At 39.1% G+C, this 19,818-nt stretch carries 16 protein-coding genes; 15 read left to right on the plus strand and 1 reads right to left on the minus strand.

Going from position 1 to position 19,818, the window contains the following annotated elements; all coding sequences use genetic code 11:
• Positions 1–203: 203 nt before the first annotated feature.
• On the minus strand, positions 204–731 hold the full coding sequence (locus J0M37_09285; protein ID MBN8585277.1) for a hypothetical protein: 528 nt from the start codon (positions 729–731) through the stop codon (positions 204–206).
• Positions 732–871: 140 nt separating this feature from the next.
• On the opposite strand from J0M37_09285, the gene J0M37_09290 reads away from it, so the two are divergent.
• The 15 genes from J0M37_09290 (at position 872) to J0M37_09360 (ending at position 19,036) form a co-directional block, all read left to right on the plus strand.
• Entirely contained in the window at positions 872–1,345 is a 474-nt protein-coding gene (locus J0M37_09290) for a hypothetical protein (GenBank protein MBN8585278.1), read from the plus strand.
• Between the two features lie 70 nt (positions 1,346–1,415).
• On the plus strand, positions 1,416–2,660 hold the full coding sequence (locus J0M37_09295; protein ID MBN8585279.1) for a T9SS type A sorting domain-containing protein: 1,245 nt from the start codon (positions 1,416–1,418) through the stop codon (positions 2,658–2,660).
• A 151-nt stretch (positions 2,661–2,811) separates the two neighbouring features.
• Entirely contained in the window at positions 2,812–3,273 is a 462-nt protein-coding gene (tnpA, locus tag J0M37_09300; protein ID MBN8585280.1) for an IS200/IS605 family transposase, read from the plus strand.
• 563 nt (positions 3,274–3,836) lie between these two features.
• Positions 3,837–4,241, plus strand: coding sequence for a hypothetical protein (locus J0M37_09305; protein MBN8585281.1), 405 nt, complete (start codon positions 3,837–3,839; stop codon positions 4,239–4,241).
• A gap of 68 nt (positions 4,242–4,309) precedes the next feature.
• Complete coding sequence (locus J0M37_09310) at positions 4,310–4,798, plus strand: YHS domain-containing protein (GenBank protein MBN8585282.1); 489 nt, start codon at positions 4,310–4,312, stop codon at positions 4,796–4,798.
• Between the two features lie 97 nt (positions 4,799–4,895).
• Complete coding sequence (locus J0M37_09315; protein MBN8585283.1) at positions 4,896–6,131, plus strand: T9SS type A sorting domain-containing protein; 1,236 nt, start codon at positions 4,896–4,898, stop codon at positions 6,129–6,131.
• Between the two features lie 5 nt (positions 6,132–6,136).
• Positions 6,137–7,411 carry a T9SS type A sorting domain-containing protein gene (locus tag J0M37_09320; protein ID MBN8585284.1) on the plus strand — a complete coding sequence of 425 codons (1,275 nt, stop codon included), beginning with the start codon at positions 6,137–6,139 and terminating at the stop codon, positions 7,409–7,411.
• Positions 7,412–8,038: 627 nt separating this feature from the next.
• Entirely contained in the window at positions 8,039–8,887 is an 849-nt protein-coding gene (locus J0M37_09325) for a hypothetical protein (GenBank protein MBN8585285.1), read from the plus strand.
• Positions 8,888–11,146 carry a TonB-dependent receptor gene (locus tag J0M37_09330; GenBank protein MBN8585286.1) on the plus strand — a complete coding sequence of 753 codons (2,259 nt, stop codon included), beginning with the start codon at positions 8,888–8,890 and terminating at the stop codon, positions 11,144–11,146. It abuts the gene before it with no gap.
• 823 nt (positions 11,147–11,969) lie between these two features.
• Positions 11,970–12,758, plus strand: coding sequence for an isoprenyl transferase (locus tag J0M37_09335; protein ID MBN8585287.1), 789 nt, complete (start codon positions 11,970–11,972; stop codon positions 12,756–12,758).
• Entirely contained in the window at positions 12,758–15,115 is a 2,358-nt protein-coding gene (gene bamA / locus J0M37_09340) for an outer membrane protein assembly factor BamA (protein ID MBN8585288.1), read from the plus strand. The genes J0M37_09335 and bamA overlap by 1 nt, the downstream gene beginning before the upstream one ends.
• A 97-nt stretch (positions 15,116–15,212) precedes the next feature.
• Positions 15,213–15,758, plus strand: a complete 546-nt coding sequence (locus J0M37_09345) for an OmpH family outer membrane protein (GenBank protein ID MBN8585289.1) — start codon at positions 15,213–15,215, stop codon at positions 15,756–15,758.
• A gap of 463 nt (positions 15,759–16,221) precedes the next feature.
• Positions 16,222–16,737: an OmpH family outer membrane protein gene (locus J0M37_09350; GenBank protein MBN8585290.1), complete on the plus strand. Its 516-nt coding sequence runs from the start codon at positions 16,222–16,224 to the stop codon at positions 16,735–16,737.
• Between the two features lie 155 nt (positions 16,738–16,892).
• On the plus strand, positions 16,893–17,900 hold the full coding sequence (gene lpxD, locus J0M37_09355; protein MBN8585291.1) for a UDP-3-O-(3-hydroxymyristoyl)glucosamine N-acyltransferase: 1,008 nt from the start codon (positions 16,893–16,895) through the stop codon (positions 17,898–17,900).
• Between the two features lie 830 nt (positions 17,901–18,730).
• Positions 18,731–19,036, plus strand: a complete 306-nt coding sequence (locus J0M37_09360; protein ID MBN8585292.1) for a hypothetical protein — start codon at positions 18,731–18,733, stop codon at positions 19,034–19,036.
• The last annotated feature ends 782 nt before the right edge of the window (positions 19,037–19,818 follow it).

Raw genomic sequence — 19,818 nt, forward strand, 5'->3', positions numbered from 1 at the left:
ATCTTAAAATTTTGGAAATATAAATACTTACTTCTGATATTATAATAAATTTATTCTGTATATAAAATGATATTATATTATCGATTTCTAATGATTTTGACTAATATTTTTATTGATATGCGGTAGTAATGGAATTTATACATAAAAAAAGGTATTGCCGTTATAATGCAATACCTTTAAAAGTTTGAATTTAAATTGTAGCTTTATACAGTATTCAATATCTGCTCGCGCTGGTCAAACATTTTTACAAGCTCATCTAAAAGCAGGCTGGTCTTTTCCATATCTGCCTTTATATCAACATTGGCTTTTGAATTGTTCTCCATATCAGTGCATGCTGCTGAAATTACATCCACGTTGTTAAGCAGGCCGGCATCAAACTGGTATAGCTGGTTTAGCTTATCTTCTTTTACCTTTACAACATCAAATGCTCCGCTGTAGCCTCTGGCGGCTGCTTTGAACTTGCCCGTGCAAAGTTGCAGCTTTTTATCGAGTTTATCAATACCATCTGATTCGAACAGCTTGCCGCGTTGTGAAAGGTTGATCGTCACATTTTTCAGCTTTACCTGGTTTGCATCAAGCCTCTGCGCCAGGGTATTCCTTAATATTGTATCAAGTTCACGGGAATTATCCCTGTTTACATAACCGTCATATCCCGGTATTATCCTGGTTATCTTTTCTAAAAAATTCTCTTTTGATTTTACAGCGTCAAGCTGCTGGTTTAAGTCTGCCATAATATTATTATTTTAATTTATTAATTTTCAATTGAACAAAAATACTATTTCCTCCCGTTAAATCAAATAGTTTGTTCACTTGCATTTACTGAAATCTTATTGCAATTTAGAAACATTCTCTCATTAAATTCTGAAATTATATGCAAAATTTCTCTAAATTATTAGTTTTATCGCTGATCTTTATTTCTGCTGTAAATGCTGAACCCAAACAATTAACAAATTTTATCCAGATCTTTGATGCGCTTAAATCAGGTTACAGGGTAAATGCTGTAATTCATTATAAGGATTGTTTGCTTGTTTCAGAAGGTGATACGCTCAAAGCCCCCGATGCTGTTGGCGGTATGGATATCATGCCGTATGAATATTTTGCGGCCGGTGTCATAGGCAAGAATATAGCTTTTATTTCAACCTCTGAAACAGTTATGATATATCTTAAAGGTTTCGGAGGCTATCTTAACAACTATGTTAAGCTCCGCATTTATGAAGATAACAAAGTGGAAATTACTGCAAGGTATCTTACGATTGATAAGCAGGAAGTGAAAATGGATGAAACCTTCTATGGTGAAATTAATGACGGCACCAATGGTAAAGCAGTCTATTTTTATGCAAATTAAATTCAACCCCAATGGGGTGAAGTTATAATGTTTACTAAAGCCATAAATTTAAAAATTTCCTAAATGAAAAATGAGACTAATTACTATATTCCTTTTGATATTTTCATTTAATTTAAATAATCATGTATTCACTCAATCTGGCTGGGTCCAGCAATATACTGGAATTAACAGTTTATTGTACAATACTCATTTTGTTGATTTAAACACCGGTTTTGCCTGTGGCGGTTTTCCTTCAGTTATTTTAAAAACTACGAATTCCGGAATTAATTGGACAATCCAAAATTTTCCGGCAATTTCATCTTTTGAAGCAATATATTTTATTTCTTCAAGTGTTGGTTTTGTATCAAGTAATTATGGCCAGATTTTGAAAACAACCGATAGCGGACTAAACTGGGTATTGAGTTATACTGATTCAACTGCCGCATTTAGATGTTTTAGTTTTATCAACACTTCAACAGGCTATTCATCTGGTTATAACGGAAAATTAATTAAAACTACAAATGCCGGGATTAATTGGTTAGCTTTAAATACAAATTCTCAGTTTGATTTGGAGTCCGTTGAATTTGTTACACAAAATGAAGGGTTCCTTGCAAGTGACTCTGGGACTATTTATAAATCAACAAATTCAGGTACTAATTGGCAAATTGTCAGAACTATTCAAGGTGAACAGTTTTATACAATTGATTTTCTGAATTCAAATACTGGTTATGTAGCAGGAGCTAACGGATTAATTTTGAAAACAACTAATTCCGGTTTTAACTGGTCTCAGCAAAATTCAGGATTTGTTGGAACAATTTACATGATAAATTTAACTTCAACAGATACAGGTTATGTAATAGGTAGCAGTGGGACAATTAAAAAAACACTCAACGGAGGATTAACTTGGAATTTGCAAGTCAGTGGGGTCTCAATTGTTTTAAGTGGTTTGTACATGCTAAATAATAACACAGGTTTTGCAGTAGGGGGAAATGGATTAATTCTGAAAACAACTGATGGAGGAGGAGCTTTTGTTGGTATTACAAATATAACTGGTGAAATTCCGAAATATTTTCATTTATTCCAGAACTACCCCAACCCTTTCAACCCATCAACAACTATTCGTTTTAATATTCCAGCCACTTCATCTGTGGTACATACATTCCTTTCTGTGTATGATTTACTCGGCCGGAAAGTCGCAACTCTCGTTAACCAACAACTCGCCCCGGGTACATATTCTGCCAACTGGAATGCTACAAACCATCCAAGCGGTGTGTATTTATACAGACTTACTTCGGGAGAGTTTACAGCAACAAACAAAATGGTTTTGATTAAATAATTTTAGATTATCTTTTTTAATTTCAAAGCGGTTATATAATTATTGTCATAATCAATCGTCCATAAACCAAACCGCGAAGCGGTGATATTATTGTAATTAACAATACACTATAAATCAAAACCCCGAAGGGGTGATATTATATAAATTAAATATGGCAGGAACTTATACACAGCTTTATGTCCAAATTGTTTTCTCTGTACAGGGCAGACAAAATCTTATTTCAAAAGAACATAAGGAAGAAATTAATCGTTATTTATCCGGAATTATATCAGGGAAAGGGTGTAAATCAATTATAGTAAACGGAATGGCGGATCATATCCATGCATTCGTAGGATTAAAACCGGTATTGGCGATTTCAGATCTTGTACGTGAAATGAAAAATAACTCATCAAACTTCATAAATGATAATCATATGGTTAATGGTAAGTTTAATTGGCAGGCGGGGTATGGTGCTTTCACATATTCAAGGTCTCAAATTGAAAAAGTATATAATTATATTCTGAACCAGGAAAAACATCATAAGAAAAAATCATTTAAGGAAGAATATACAGATTTACTGAAAAAGTTCGAAGTTGAATACGATAAAAAATATTTATTTGAATGGTATGAATGAATAGTGTCACCCCTTCGGGGTTGTAAATAAATTTTATAATCAAAGCTACAATCATTACATCCCTTCGGGATTAATTTTATCAATTAGAGAAATTTTTGATTTTATTAATTCTTTGTACTTTTGCTTTTAAAAACCGCGAAGCGGTGGCATTATTGTAATACATAAATTATCATTTTACCATAACCACGAAGCAGTGGGATTATTGTAATAAAATATCATTTTACCATAACCGCGAAGCAGTGAAATTATTGTAATAAAATATCATTTTACCATAACCGCGAAGCAGTGGGATTATAGTAATAAAATATCATTTTACCATAACCGCGAAGCAGTGGGATTATAGTAATAAAATATCATTTTACCATAACCGCGAAGCAGTGGGATTATTGTAATAAAATATCATTTTACCATAACCGCGAAGCGGTGAAATTATTGTAATAATCTAAATAACTTAAAACCCGAACCCCGAAGGGGTGACATTATAAAGAATAAAACACTGCACTTTTTACGGAACTTTAAACATATAAAATCGTTATATTTGTTGTATAAGTATGGGTAAATTATTGAAAAATATTACAAAATTAATTCTTTCTGTGTTAACGGCATTTTCCGTTTTTACACTTAATTTTTCATCTTTTGTTCATTGTTCAGCACTTAATACAAGCGATGAATGCTGCCATGTTACCCACACTGTTAAAAAATGCTGCGCTAAAAATCTGAAGATCACTCTTAATGAACGTATTACATCACATTGCGGCTGCTCTGTAAAACAGGCTCCGCCTGCGGCTGATCTTTATAACGATCTCAAGAATTCAGGACAGTTCTCAAACCAAAAAGTTCTGCTGAACACTTCAGCTTCAAATGCGGAAATATTGAATGTTATTCACAGCAACAAAATTATATTTTATTCACCCCCGCAAAAATATCAAACCGATACTTATCTCACTAATCTAGCCATACGGATTTAGATAATATTTATTTCAAGCGCAACTTTTTTTGAAATAACCGAATATCTAAATTAATCAGAATATAAAAAATGAAAACCAAATTATTTTTAGCATCAATATTTGTTGTATTATTTGCTCTTACTGTTTCAAATACTTACAGCCAGGAAAAAGAATGCTGCAAAGATAAATCTTCAAGCCATTGCGGCGATATGAAGTCATCAAATGAAAATAAAGATGGCCAGTGCTGCGATAAACACGGCAATGCCGGCGGTGATTCCACAGTTTCTTCAGGCATGACATGCCCGGTTTCAGGTGAAGCTATCGGCGAAGGCCAGGGAGTTAAAGTAAGCTATTATGGTAAAGATTATACTTTCTGCTGCGAAGGGTGCGTTGCTAAATTCAAGAAAGAACCTATGAATTACATCAAAGAAGAAATGACATGCCCGGTTATGGGTGAGGCAGTTGTTAAAGATGTATTTGTAATGCATGAAGGCACCAAGTATTACCTTTGCTGCAAATCATGCGTAAAGAAATTCGAAAGCGACCCGGATAAATATAAAAACGGTCCGAAGAATTAATAAAATATATCTTTTTAAATTATGAATCCCGTTCTAATCAGCGGGATTTTTTATTTTCAGAAATATTTTAGTAAATTACAGGAAATAAAACATAACAATGAATAGAATAATTGCCGTTTTATTCCTGGCAGTTTGCTCCGTTTTACACTCTCAATGGATTCAGCTTGGCTCAAATACTTCTGCTGATCTTAAGTCGGTTTTTTTCATCAATATCAGTACCGGGTATGTAAGCGGTGCTTCCGGCACTATGCTCAAAACCACTAACGGGGGACTGAACTGGGTTTCACAGGTCACCGGAATTTCTGAAAATATTAATTCCGTTTATTTCCTTACACCGCAAACTGGTTATGCCTGCGCCAATAACGGCAAAATTATCTATACCTCCACTGGCGGCAGTAGCTGGCTTACTGCGCAAAGTAACGTAACTGATAACCTTCTTTCGGTCAGCGGGAATTTCTGCTCTGGCTCAGAAGGAACTTTGCTATATACAACAAACGGCGGGTTAAACTGGGTGGTCGCATCCGGCGGATTTTTCTCAACGAATTATTACGGTATAAATTCACTTTCCGCATCAATTGCAATTGCATGCGGCGTGAATGCCATTTTTCAGCCGCTCGTCGCAAGAACCACGAACGGGGGAGTGAACTGGAGCTACTCGACATTTTATCTCAACAGCAATGAAGGCAATCTGCGGGATGTGATCTTTTTAAATTCAAATAACGTACTTTGTGTTTCCAATGTTTGGGATGGAACAGGCGGAATATCCCGTTCAGTTAACAGCGGCGTTAACTGGACAACGCAGATATTTCCATCAGCGCTTAACAGCATTGATATGGCAGGTGCATTCGGTTTTGCTGCCGGCCACCAGGGATATGTACTTAAAACCATCGATTCAGGGTTAGTTTGGCATCAGTCACAAACCGGATTAAATACTATCTTCAGGTCTGCCGATATTATAGATGAACTCAATGCCTATATATGCGGTGATGGCGGTGTGATAATAAAAACTACAAATGGTGGAGTAACACTTGTTCAATCGATTACATCTGATATTCCAGTAATTTTTTCCCTTTCTCAAAACTATCCAAACCCCTTCAACCCTTCAACAACAATAAATTTCAGCATTCCGTCTGTAGAGACTACCCGCAGGGTCGTATCTTTAAAGGTTTACAATATTTCCGGAAGCGAAATCGCAACCCTGGTTAACCAACAGCTCACTCCTGGTACATATTCTGCAACTTGGGATGCTTCAAACTTCCCAAGCGGTATGTATTTTTACAGGTTAAGCTCAGGTGGTTTTACTCAAACAAATAAAATGGTTTTAATAAAGTAAAATATATGCGAAAATACTTTTTTATAGCTTATGTGTTTATTTGCAGCCAATGCTTCGCTCAGTCAGGGTGGATTGTTACTCAACTAAATCCGCAAAATGATCTTGTTGATGTTGTATTCGTAAATGCGCAAATCGGTTTTATGGTTGAAAAATGGACATTTACACCGCCCGGGTCAAGGATCCTCAAAACAACTAATGGCGGAGTAAATTGGTTCAATAATTACGAACCTTCAAACTCCGGTGTTGCGGATATTTTTTTTCTGAATTCTCAAACCGGCTTTGCAGCCGGCGGCAGGCTTCATAAAACCACTAATGCCGGGATAAACTGGGTACTTGTTCCCGGTGGTAATTTGCTTGGCTCAGTAAGTGAAATTTTCTTTATAAATGAACTTACAGGATGGAGCGCAAACTATGCAACATCTCAGAGTAATATTTATGGTACAACAAACGGGGGATTAGACTGGGTACTCCAGCATTCGTCATCCGGATTTGGTATGCGCTCTGTTTGGTTTACTTCATCACAAAACGGCTTCGCCGTTGAATACGGAATTAATAATACTAAAATTTTCAAAACTACTAACGGTTCTGTGTGGAGCAGTCAAAGTAATAATATAAAAGGGGAGTCAGTGTTTTTTGTAAATGGGGCAACCGGTTATATTTCAGGCTCTGATACCGATTTTTACGGCTCAATTCTTAAAACAACAGATAGCGGAAACAGTTGGTCACTTGCTTTTAAAGGCGATCTGTTTAATGAGATCCTGTCAGTCCATTTTCCCTCAGTTAATACAGGGTATGCTGCCGGAGGAACGGGTATATATAAAACCACAAATGCCGGAGGAAACTGGATCTATCATTCATTACCCGGAATTTTTACCGTTGAATCTGTTTTTTTCCTTAATGATACACTGGGCTTTGCCTGCGGAACGCGAGGTACATTTATAAGAACTACAACGGGAGGAGTAATATCCGTTAACCAGATTAGCAGCGAAATACCAAAACATTTTTCACTTCAACAAAATTACCCTAACCCATTTAATCCATCTACAATTATAAAATTCAGCATACCTCAAACTCCCCTCTCCTTTGGGGAGGGGCTGGGGGTGGGGTTAAATATATATAACTCACTTGGTCAGAAAATCGCAACTCTCGTCAATCAATCCCTCACTCCCGGTACATATTCTGTCAACTGGGATGCATCAAACTACTCGGGCGGTGTGTATTTTTACAGGTTAAGCTCAGGTGAATTCACTCAGACAAATAAAATGATATTGATAAAATAATTCAGACAATTACGGTTCATCTTGTTTCCTTTTCTTTGGGTGAGTTCTGTCATCCTGAGCGCAGCGAAGGATCCAGGCAACAAATTGCAAAGATAACTTGAGCAATACATGACTACAATTTTTCACAATTCTTGAATAACAGACTTCAAAAGTCCCTTTTTCTTTTTTCCACCCTCTAATCATACCGTTAACATTTAAAGAAACTATCTGCCACAAACATCCGTTCTAACCATTGCATAAATTGACTTGTTACAAAATTCATTCTTTATTAATATTGCAGCACATTGAATAAATTCCGCAAATACTCTGCTTCAATTCTTCTCATTTTTGCATTTTTTGCAATAAATGGGGCGGAATTCCTCCATCACCATGAGCATTGTGAAAGCACCCCAAAGCAATCAAAATGCGAAGCATGTATTTTTAATAATTCACTTCATCAGGTTGTTGTTGAATGCATCCGCCCATTCACCCCGGTATTTGAAGCTGAATTTACTATCCGTTTATTCTCCACTCCGATAAATCATAATTATTCATTACAGGATCTAAAATCACGCGCACCTCCCGCTGCATAGTATTACCCCGTATTTTCATGTTTAATAACTAAAATTATTCATAAGAGGTATTACTATGCGCTTTATCAAAAAGCAATTTGCTTTATTGGTTTTGTTTTCTATTATATTTGTACCCGCTTTAATTATCAATGGCTGCGGTGAAGATAATGTTACTACTCCCCAAAGCGAACATTTTGAACCTGCAGGACTCTTCATTTTGTCGGAAGGCAGCACATCTGATACACTGCTTTCAGTTTTTAATGCAGTTGTAAGGGCAGGTGATACACTTAAAGCTCCCTATAATATACTATCAGCTCATTGGGAAGTTTTTTTCTGGGATGAGAACAGAAATGTTATTACTCCTCCCTCAGATGGCAGCCATACTCTTGGCTTTACTATACGCGATGCCTCTGTAATTGAAACCGTAATGGATAACCCGAATGACTGGGCATTTCATCTCAAAGGGCTTTCACTTTCAACTGATACAACTTCAATGCAGGTCAAAATTCTGCATCAGGGGCACTCTGATTTTACCATCCCATTTGTTCCCGTTAAAGTTGACCCGTGTGAAATACCTGCTCCTGCCGGCTTTGTTATCATAGATACAATATCCAATATTATAATTGCCCGTGATTCTGCCGGAATTCAGACAGGTGATACCCTAGTTATAAACGCAGGCTCATCAACAAACAGGCTAAAAATATACTGGCTTGATAAAGATGGTGAACGCTTTCAGCCATGTGATTCTTATACACTATCTGCCAATGCAAATCCAACCGGTATAGCAAACTTTACCAATAAGCCCGGTGAGTTCTCGTTTAAGATAGAAGGTATTGCTGCAGGAAATACACTAATCTCTATAAGGCTTTTCAGGGATGCAAACCTGGTTTACGGAACAAGAAATATTCCTGTAAGGGTAAACTAAATGCATGTAAGGCTTTTACATAAATACCTCCTGCTGCTGGCAGCAGGGGGTATGATGTTTTTTGCTGCATCTGATTTATTTGGTGCAAATGCTATTTTACAGGCTGGTGATTCATTGCTTGTAAATGGTTTTATTACTGATGCTGAAGATAATGAACCGCTTTCCAACGTTCTGGTAAAGCTGAAAAATATCAGCGGCAGCGTTTTTACAAATACTTCAGGTGAATTCAGCCTGAGTGTTTCATCACCGGGTAATTATTCAATCGAGCTTTCACTTGCTGGATTTAAAACCATTTCTACTGAGATCAATATCTCACCCGGCAGCGGCAATATATTTTATTTCCGTATGTTCCCGCTCGGATTTTCTACTGAAGTAATAACAGTTACCGATGACCACCCGCGCTCAAAATACGATAACCTGCTGGAGCTTTCTGCAGTGCTTAAAGAAAAAGAACTTATGAGGGATCTTGGCCAAACTCTTGCGCTTACGCTTAAAAATCAAACCGGAATTTCAATTCGCTCTATGGGACCCGCACCATCTCGTCCTGTTTACAGGGGGTTAAGCGGGGATAGAGTCATGGTCACCGAAGACGGCATAAAAACCGTTGACCTTTCAGCAACTTCACCTGATCACTCAGTAACTGTTGAACCGTTCACAATTGAACGAATTGAAGTTCAGCGCGGACCCAAGATACTGATGAAAACACCTTCTGCAATTGGCGGGGTTATAAATGTTATCAGGTATGAAATACCGCACTTTGTGCCCTCGCAAATTCATCTTAAGATGGGCGGATTCGGTGAAACATCAAACTCCGGTTACTTAGGCTCAGGTGTAATGGAGCTGCCTTATAAAAGCTTCGCTGCAAGATTTGAAGGTAGTTACAGAAGGACAGGCGATCTTAAAACTCTCGAAGGCAAACTGAAAAATTCCGATATTAAAACCATTAATCTTGCCGGGGGAATAAGCTTTGTAAAACCGTGGGGATTCACAGGTATTTCAATCCGCGAATATCAGACAGATTACGGCATTCCAGGCGGTTTTGTCGGAGCGCATCCCAACGGAGTCGATATTTCAATGCTGAAAAGGCAGTACAGCTTTAAGCTTCATTATAAAGTTGAATCAAAATTTCTCGATCATATTGATCTTGATCTTGCCCGTACATATTACAAACATACTGAATATGAACGCGCCGATATTATCGGCGCAGAGTTCAGGATATTGAACTATAACGGTTACCTGAACTTTATTCATAATAAAACCGGGTTATTCACCCGCGGCACCTTTGGTGCATCAATTGATCACCGTGATTTCAATATCGGCGGCTTCGTTTTTTCGCCGCCTACTAAGTCTTTTAATGCCGCAATTTATTTAAGCGAAGAGCTCCGCGCTTCTGAAAAATTAAGCATAGAGCTTGCCGCAAGATATGACAGGAACAACATCGATCCTAAGCAGGTGACGCAGCTTGCCAATCTTGATTCAGTTTTTGCACGCAGATTTAATACTTTCGCTGTATCGTTTTCGGGGATTTACAGCTTTTCGAAATATCTTAATTCAGGTGTAAGCATCAGCCGCTCCTCCCGTGTGCCAACAATTGAAGAGTTGTATTCCGATGGTCCGCATCTTGCGGCTTATTCATATGAGATCGGCAATCCTGCACTGGAGCCTGAAACAGCGCTTGGTACAGAACTTTTCATTTATTATAAGGATGAAACAAAATACGCAATGCTAACAGCTTTTTATAATGATATTAACGGCTACATTATCCCCCGGAATACAGGAAAGATAAATGTTGCTACACTGCTTCCCGTTTATCAAACAACAGGTGTAAATGCATTGCTCGCGGGATTCGAAGCACAGCTTGAGCTTAAGCTCAGCAAGAAATTTGAGTTTACTTCATCGCTCTGTTACACCTACGGCCAGATCAAAAATACTTCAACACCGCTGCCGCAGATTCCGCCAATGAAAGGGGAGAGCGAATTAAATTACAACACAGGAAATTTTTCATTCGGCGTAAGCTCTGAATATGCATCAAGCCAGCAAAGGCTTGATGACTTTGAAGAACGGACTGCAGGTTATATAATATTCGGGGCATTCGGGCAATACACCTTGCAAAGCGGTAAGCTTACGCACAGTATTTCTTTAAATGCGGAAAATTTAACTAACCGGATTTACCGTAACCATCTATCCCGCATAAAATCCATCCTGCCTGAACCCGGCTTCAATCTCCGCTTAACCTATAAGTTATTTTTTTCATCCTGAGCGCAGCGAAGGATCCAGACGTCCATCTGCAAAACATGCTTAATTATCACATAACAATATGTCTTAAAGAAATAATCCACTGGACTTCAACCTTCATCTTATATATAAATTAATTTTGTCATCCTGAGCGCAGCGAAGGATCCAGACGTCCATCAGAAAAAATACCCTCAATAGACACATTCCAAGAATCTCTAAGAAATAAAACACCAACTATGGCGATTTAAAATCTTCGTCTGGATCCTTCACTCACTTCGTTCGTTCAGGATGACAAAAACTAAATCTAGTGTCTCACGCACCCCTTTGGGCTGAAAGACTTGTTTCTAAGGGAGTGTAGTGTGGGGTCGTTTTTAAAGACTCCCCGAAGACTTAAAAGGAAATCACTCTCCCCCTGTAAGGTCGTAGAACTGTCGAAGACACGTGGGAGCTGGAGGGGGGTTTCAAACCGTTTGCCTTCAAAACGACCCCCCTCGGGCTGAAGCCCACTCCTCCTTGTTAAGGGGGAGATGATGTTTTTAAGTACCCTCCTTCACAAGGAGGGGATTTAGGCCGAAGGACTGCCACTGCATGTGGAGGTCTGAATAAATTATTTAAGTCCCCGCAGAGTCCTCCTTCGGTGAGACTCCGCGAATACTTAAACTCGTAACCTGCAACTTGTAACCTGCAATTTGTAACGTGGACACCAATCCGCAACCCGCTACCTTTAACCCGCAGCCCCAATCCGCCAAGATAAATTATTCAATTGTATTTTTGCAGTTTATACGCTAAATTATTGGTTTACTAACAGAAAATTGCACGGCTTTTCAGCCGGATTTAATCATTTATAATGGCTTTTAACGAACCAACCGGTTCAGATAAAAAAGTTCAGGACCAGCTTAAAGAGCGCGGTGAAATTCCGCAGCATATTGCTATAATTATGGATGGCAACGGGCGCTGGGCTCAGGATAAAAAACAGCCCCGAACTTTCGGCCACCGCCAGGGAGTGCATTCAGTACGTGATATTGTAGAATCATGCGGACAGATCGGCGTTAAATACTTGACTTTATATACATTTTCAACTGAAAACTGGCGCAGGCCCAAAACCGAGGTAGCTATATTAATGAAGCTCCTTATCCGCTCGCTTCGCAGTGAAACCGATAAGCTCCATGAAAATAATGTGCGGCTTATGGCTATTGGCGATATGTCATCTATGCCTCCACAGGTATTAAATGAGCTTAACGAGGCTATTGAAAAAACAAGGAACAATAAGACCATGACTTTGGTTTTAGCTTTAAGCTACAGCGGCCGGTGGGATATTTTAAATGCTGTAAAAAACATCACTGCAGATGTTAAATCAGGCAAACTAAGTAAAGCTGATATTGACGAAAAAACATTTTCTTCATACCTTGTAACTAATGATATACCCGATCCTGACCTGCTTATAAGGACAGGCGGCGATTACAGAATAAGTAACTTTTTGCTATGGGAATCTGCTTATACTGAATTCTATTTCGATAAAACATTCTGGCCTGAATTCAGAAGGCAGCAGCTTTATGATGCTATACGCGAATACCAGAACAGGGAGCGCAGGTTCGGAATGACTACTAAACAAATTCAAACAAAGAAAAAAGCTTAATGAGAGATATAAAGAAAGTTCTTTTTTTATTTTTTGCCCTCATATTCACACTTCAATTCAGCATCCTCAGCCAGGATGAAGGTCCCAGAACATATAAAATACTTTCCATCAACGCAGACGGAAATAAATTTTATGATTCCAGGATAATCGTATCCAACAGCGGTTTAAAAGTGGGTGATGAAATTATGATCCCCTCAGAAGCTACGCAGGCTGCTATTATGAACCTGTGGAACATGAAGCTTTTCAGTGATGTCGAGATCCTTGTCGATAAAAAAGTAGGCGATGGAGCATATCTTGTCATTAAGGTTAAAGAGCTTCCCAAGCTGGATAATATAAAATTTTCAGGAAATGATGAGTTCAGCGATAACGACCTCAAAGATAAAATTCCCCTCGAAACCGGGCAGGTTATAACACCCCAGACTATTAAAGATATAGAATACAACATCACCAAGCTGTATGAAACCGAAGGTTACCCGCTTGCTACTGTGCAGGTTGACCAGTTCGTGAACTCATACAACGAAGCGCAGCTTCGCGTTAAGATAAACGAAGGCTCTAAAATAAGTGTACGCAATATCCGCTTTACAGGCAACAGCAAAGTATCATCCGGCGATCTCCGCGGCGCGATGGAAGAAACCTCCGAACGCGTTTGGTGGAAGTTCTGGGATAAAGCACGCTTCAACCGCGCTGATTATGAAAAAGATAAGGAATTTATTATCGACTATTACAGGCAGAACGGTTATAAAGATGCTACAATTGTTGAAGATAAGCTTGATTACAAAAACAATAAAGAAGATGTTGATATTACCATAAAAGTGACTGAAGGCCCGAAATACAAAATGGGAAACATCACATTTGACGGTAATACTGTTTACAAGGATTCCACTTTGTATGAACGCCTTGATATGAAACGCGGCGATGTGTACAACTACATGAAATTCAACCAGAACCTTCGCGGCAACGAAAGCCAGTCTGATATTGCTTCATTGTATCTCGATAACGGATACCTTGGCTTCAGCGCTGATGTTGATGAAACTGTAAGAGAGAACAATTATGTTGATGTAAAAATTAATATCAGCGAGAACCGCCAGTACAGGATTGGCCTCGTGGAGTTTTCAGGTAATTCCAAAACCCAGGATAAAGTTATCCGCAGAGAGCTTTTCACACTGCCCGGGCAGTACTTCAACAAAACTGCAATGATAAGAAGTATGCAGCAGCTTTCACAGCTGAATTACTTCAACCCTGAAGCGCTTAATTATGATTTTGTTCAGAGAAATGACAGTACTGTTGACCTGGTTTACCTGGTTGAAGAACGCTCATCTGACCAGCTTAACGCTTCTGTTGGCTACAGCCAAACATTCGGTTTTTCAGGCAGCCTTGGATTAACATTCAATAACTTCGATATTCTCGATCCGTTTTCGGGCGGCGCCGGTCAGATACTTTCACTGCAATGGGATTTCGGTACCGAAGGTACTTACCGTACTTTCCGTATTGGTTTCACGGAACCCTGGCTGTTCAATACGCCAACCTCTGCAGGTATAGATCTATACGATACAAAACAGAACTATACTTACGAAATACAGGAAACCGGGGCTTCGCTTAATGTCGGTAGGCGTTTCCGCTTCCCCGATGATTATTTCCGCGGTGATTGGTTCCTGAAGTTCCAGCGTACAAACGTTATTAACGGTGCTGGTATTTATGAAACAGGCTTAAGGACACAGATTAGTATAGGGCAGGTTATTTCAAGGAATTCTACCAATAGTCCGATATTCCCGTCTGTCGGCTCAAAGATCTCGCTTTCTGCGGAAGTAGCAGGTGCGAATATAATAGGTACTACAAATTTCTATAAGCTTGGCTTCAAAAGCGAAGCTTATAAGAGCCTCGATAACTCCGGAAAGCTTGTTCTTGCTTCACTGTTTGATATTGAAAGCATATCAAGCCTTTCAAGCGATAACTACGTTCCGCCAAATGAGCTTTTCTTTATGGGCGGCAGCGGACTTTCATACAATACAGTTGCACTTCGCGGATATGATGACAGGACAGTCGGACCCGTAAATTCAGTACGTTCACCTGTTGGCGGCCGTTTTCTTATGAAATACGGTGTTGAGCTCAGATATTCGCTTTCACAGGATCCTATCCCGATCTTTTTAATGGTATTCGCAGAAGCGGGCAACCTGTGGTCATCGTTCAAGGCAGCAGATATTTTTGATCTCAAGCGTTCTGTGGGATTTGGCGCAAGGCTTATGCTGCCCGCAGTCGGTATAATCGGTTTTGATCTTGGCTACGGCTTTGACAGGAAGATAGTTGATAATGAAGACCCATCATGGCTCTTCCACTTCCAGTTCGGCAGGGGATTCTAAGTTACAAGGCAGCATAACTGCCATGCAGTAAAACTGCCGGACAGTACATTTTTTTAAAAGAAAAATAAATTTAACATATATATTTAAGGAGAAACAATTGAAAAACATTTTAATAGCATTATTTATGATCGCTGTTGTGGCAGCATCAGCATCAAGCCAGGTAAAGATTGCCTTTGTTGACAGCGAAGTGATTATTGCTCAGCTGCCCGAAGCGCAGGATGTAAAAAAGAAGCTCGAAGAGCTTCAGAAGCAGTATGTTGATACTATCACAGTAAAAGAAAATGATATCAAAGCAAAAGCTGATGCTTTTAAAGCTAAATATGAAGATGCGCAGAAACAGATAGAAGCAGGAAAGCTGAATGCTGACCAGATAAAAGCTCTTGAAGGCGAGCTAGGAATGATGCAGGAAGAAGTTCAGGCTCTCGACCAGGACCTTTCCATCTATAAACAGAACGTTCAGAAAAATTTATACGACGTTCAGCTTGAGCTCTTTAAACCCGTAAAAGAAAAGATCACCAAAGCTATTGAAAATCTTGCTAAAGAATTAAAGTATAATATGGTGCTTGATAAAGCCAGCGATGCACTCATTTACGGCGATAAAGAAATAGATATAACATTCAAAGTTTTAGATAAACTGAAGTAAGAATACCTCACCCCCAAACCCCTCTCCTTAATAAGGAGAGGGGAGTAAACACCCAAAAATTAAGGGTAATTCCCCCTCTCCCTTTGGGAGAGGGGACTGGGGGTGAGGGTTAAAAGAATAATATCTACCAAATAAAATAAACCAATTAGCTCTGTCATCCTGAGGAGCGGCAGCGACGAAGGATCCAGACGTAAATCTGAAATCTGAGTTAAAAACCTCATCGTCATAAAGGGCATTCCCCCTGAATAAGGAGATTTTTTAAAGATCAAAGTCGAATCACAAAAGCAAAAAATCTTGTCGTGCTGAGCGGAGTCGAAGCAAAAAAGCAAAAAATTGTCACACAAACTAAAATCAAAGCATCAAATTAACAAAAAGTATTGAATTTCAAATCAAATTAAGTCATATTTCATAAAACTATACGCTTTAATTCAAGCATTTACTATTAAAACCAAATACTAAAGCGATGAAACTATCATTTGCCGTAATTTTTTCTCTTATTTTTCTTGCCGGCACTGCAATTAGCCAGCAAAAAATAGGCTATGTTGATTCTAAAGTAATACTCGAAACTCTGCAGGATGCGCGTGATGCGCAGACAAACCTGGATAACCTTGTCCAGAAATGGAAGATCGAAATGCAGGCAATTAATGACAGTCTTATTATTATGAAAGATGACTATGAAAAGAAAAAGCTTATCCTGACGGAAAAGATCAAAACCCAGAAGGAAGAAGAGATCAAATTGCAGGAACAGAAGCTTGCTGATTTTAAACAGAATAAATTCGGCGAGAGCGGGGAGTACTTCCAGAAACAGCAGGAGCTAATGAAGCCGGTTCAGGACAGGGTATTTAAAGCTATCCAGGATGTTGCAAAAGAAGGCGGGTACGATTTTATAATTGACCGCTCAACTCAGCTTATGCTGCTGTATATGAATGACCGTTATGACCTGACACAAAAGGTCATAAAGAAGCTTGAATCGCAATAAAAAATTTGATATAAAGACGGCTTAATGCCGTCTTTTTTTTATTTGAATTTTATTAAAATTAATTTAAAATTATTTTAATAAACGCTTTTGCCTTTAAGGCCTCTCCTTATCAAGTAGGGGATTTAAAGGAGGTCTTAAAAATATTATTTTACAAAATGAAACTTCACGAAATAGCAGAGCTGATAGCAGGTGAGCTTACCGTAACTGAGCTTGGCGATAAAGAAATTACCGGGATCGGCAAAATTGAAACTGCAGGTGAAAACGAAATTACATTCATTGCTAACCCTGTATATGAAAAATATTTTTCTGGCACATCAGCAGGCTGTGTAATTGTTTCCAAAAGATTTAACGATGCTCTTTACCAGAGGCTTGATGACAGGAAAGTTCCGCTCATAAGGGTCGATGACCCGTACCTCTCTTTTTTAACCCTGCTTGATATAATGTCTCCCCAAACAGAGCTTCAGAAGATAGGCATTGATGAAAATGCTGTTATCAGCGAGACTGCTGAAATTTCTTCAGAGGAAGTCAGAATTGGCGCAAATTGTTTTATCGGCGAAAAAGTTAAAATAGGCGCGCGTGTTTCAATCCTCCCGAACACTGTAATTCTTGCAGGTGCTGAAATTGCAGATGATGTGCTGATATACCCCAATGTTACAGTTTACCAGGGAACAAAGATCGGTGCACGGGTTATAATCCATTCCGGCACAGTGATCGGTTCTGACGGATTCGGACAGGCTAAAAATCCTGACGGAACTTTTCAGAAAATTCCGCAAAAGGGGATTGTTGTAATTGAAGAAGATGTTGAAATTGGCTCTAATTGTTCTATTGATAGAGCCACTATGGGAGAAACAATTATCCGCAAAGGTGTTAAGCTTGATAACATGATCCAGATAGCCCATAATGTCGAGATCGGTGAAAATACAGTCATTGCTGCGCAAACAGGCATTGCCGGTTCAACAAAGATAGGCAGGAACTGCATGATTGGCGGTAAGGTGGGAATCGTGGGCCATATCACTGTTTGTGATAATGTGATCCTCACTGCGGCAACCAATGTTTCAAAATCCATAACGGAACCCGGAATGTATTCCGGCTATCGCTCCCAGCCAATGCGCGCAGAGCTTCGCCAGGAAGCAGCCATCCGAAACCTCAATAAAAAAAAATGATATTATATCCCTCCCCCTATGAGGGGGAGCAGGAGGGGGTCACAAATAAACATTTCACCGGCCCCATATTACCGCGCAATTTTGTCTCTCTGAGTCCCGCAAAAAAATATTAAGAAATCGAAGGGAATAAAAAAAAATAGCTTTGTCATCCTGAGCGCAGCGAAGGATCCAGACGAAAATTGTTGTATAAACGTCACACCTTGTGTAGACAATAGCTTGATAGAACATCAGCTTTTAATAAAGGTTTTACTTTTGTAGAGACGTTCCGCTGGAACGTCTGCTTTTGATGAATTAATAACACTAAGCGAGCAAGCCGCGTCTGCTGGAGAAGCAAAATATAAATTTTGCCAGCGAAGGGCTAATTTAGTCACTCTCCCCCTGACAGGGGGAGCAGGAGGGGGTCACTAGAAAAATATAAATTTTGCGAGCGAAGTGAAGCAATCTCATCAATTTTGTATGCATTCTATTAATGAGACTGCTTCGTCGTTACACTCCTCGCAGAATATGAAGATGATTGTCATCCTGAGTCTCACAAAAAATTTTGCAATATAAACTCTATCGATGTTTTTGTCGCCCTGAGCGGAGTCGAAGGGCATATAAACTCGATCGTAGGTTCTTCATCCTGAGCTCTTGCCTGCTTATGGCATGTTGTCGAAGGGTTAAAGCAATAATCCTGCACCTGTCAAAAAACTACCACCAAAATAGTTATTGCATTGATTGATATATTAATATATGTTTGTATTGACCAATAGGGGGTCTCACTTTCTGCATTCCTGCAGGGAGGAGACTCCTTTTTGTTTAAAAAGGGGTAATTAAACATATATAAAACTATGCAGATCAAATTCACAAAGTACAACGGACCTGACGGAATGTTCTACATTAAAATGCATGATGAGAACGGAAGTACTCTGCTTCAGTGTACGGGCTGCAGGGCAGAATCTGATAACATCACCTGCCAAAGCGATATACGCCGCGCAGCGGCAAATGAAGCAAGTTATGAACGCAGCTCAACATCAGGTGGCATCTGGTTCTTCAGCCTCCGCTCACCCGATGGCAGAACAATTGCAATCAGCCGTCACTTCCAGAGCCAGCAGGATATGGAGCGCTCTATTTCGGAAATTAAAAGCAGTATGTGATTCAAAGATTCCCAAACTGAATTGCTTCGCCAATAATTAGATTTTATCTTCCCTTCGCTTCTAAGAAGGGGGGAGTATCCCTGTAGATATAAAAAAACGATAATTGATCTTAAAACCGGAATTAGCTATGAACATCGATGGGGGTTCCGCTTTAAAATCAAAAGCAACCCACCATCCCAGTTATTGATGCTTGACTGTAATTGCAGTTTCATCGCAGCGTCACCAACCACAAATGCACATTTCATAACAGTCAGAGCTTGTCTGTTATCCTAACCGGATTAATTATGAGCAATAAAAAAACCTCTTTGTGTACCTTTGTCTCTTCGTGCCTTTGTGGCGATTTTTTGTTTTGTTTCTAAGTTTCATAATGTCACCCTTTCAGGGTTCTTTTATCTAAGGAAATCTAAGATCTACAAAATTCCACCCTTCGGGGATACATTCTTTTAAAAACGGGATTATATACATTTCACCCCATTCGGTTACGCATAACCTCGAAGTGGTGCTATAATTGTAGCCTTTGATTCAATAATAATATTCAAAACCGGTACTGGTGACATTAATAACCGTCATCGATCGGAAATTTTGCAGCGGCAATAACTATAATGCTTTGCTGCATTGCGACCAATTTTTGTAGCTCGAATCGCTGATTCGAGTAAGCGAAACGGCGTTTCGCTTTACAAAAAATCCTGCCAACGATGGCATTAAAAAATATAGTCACCCTGAACTTGCCTGACTTATTATTAAGTTTTCAGGGTCTTCTGCCAAACCTATAAATTATTGAG

Source organism: Ignavibacteria bacterium, from assembly GCA_017303675.1.
Taxonomy (GTDB): Bacteria; Bacteroidota; Ignavibacteria; order Tepidaquicellales; family OLB5; genus OLB5.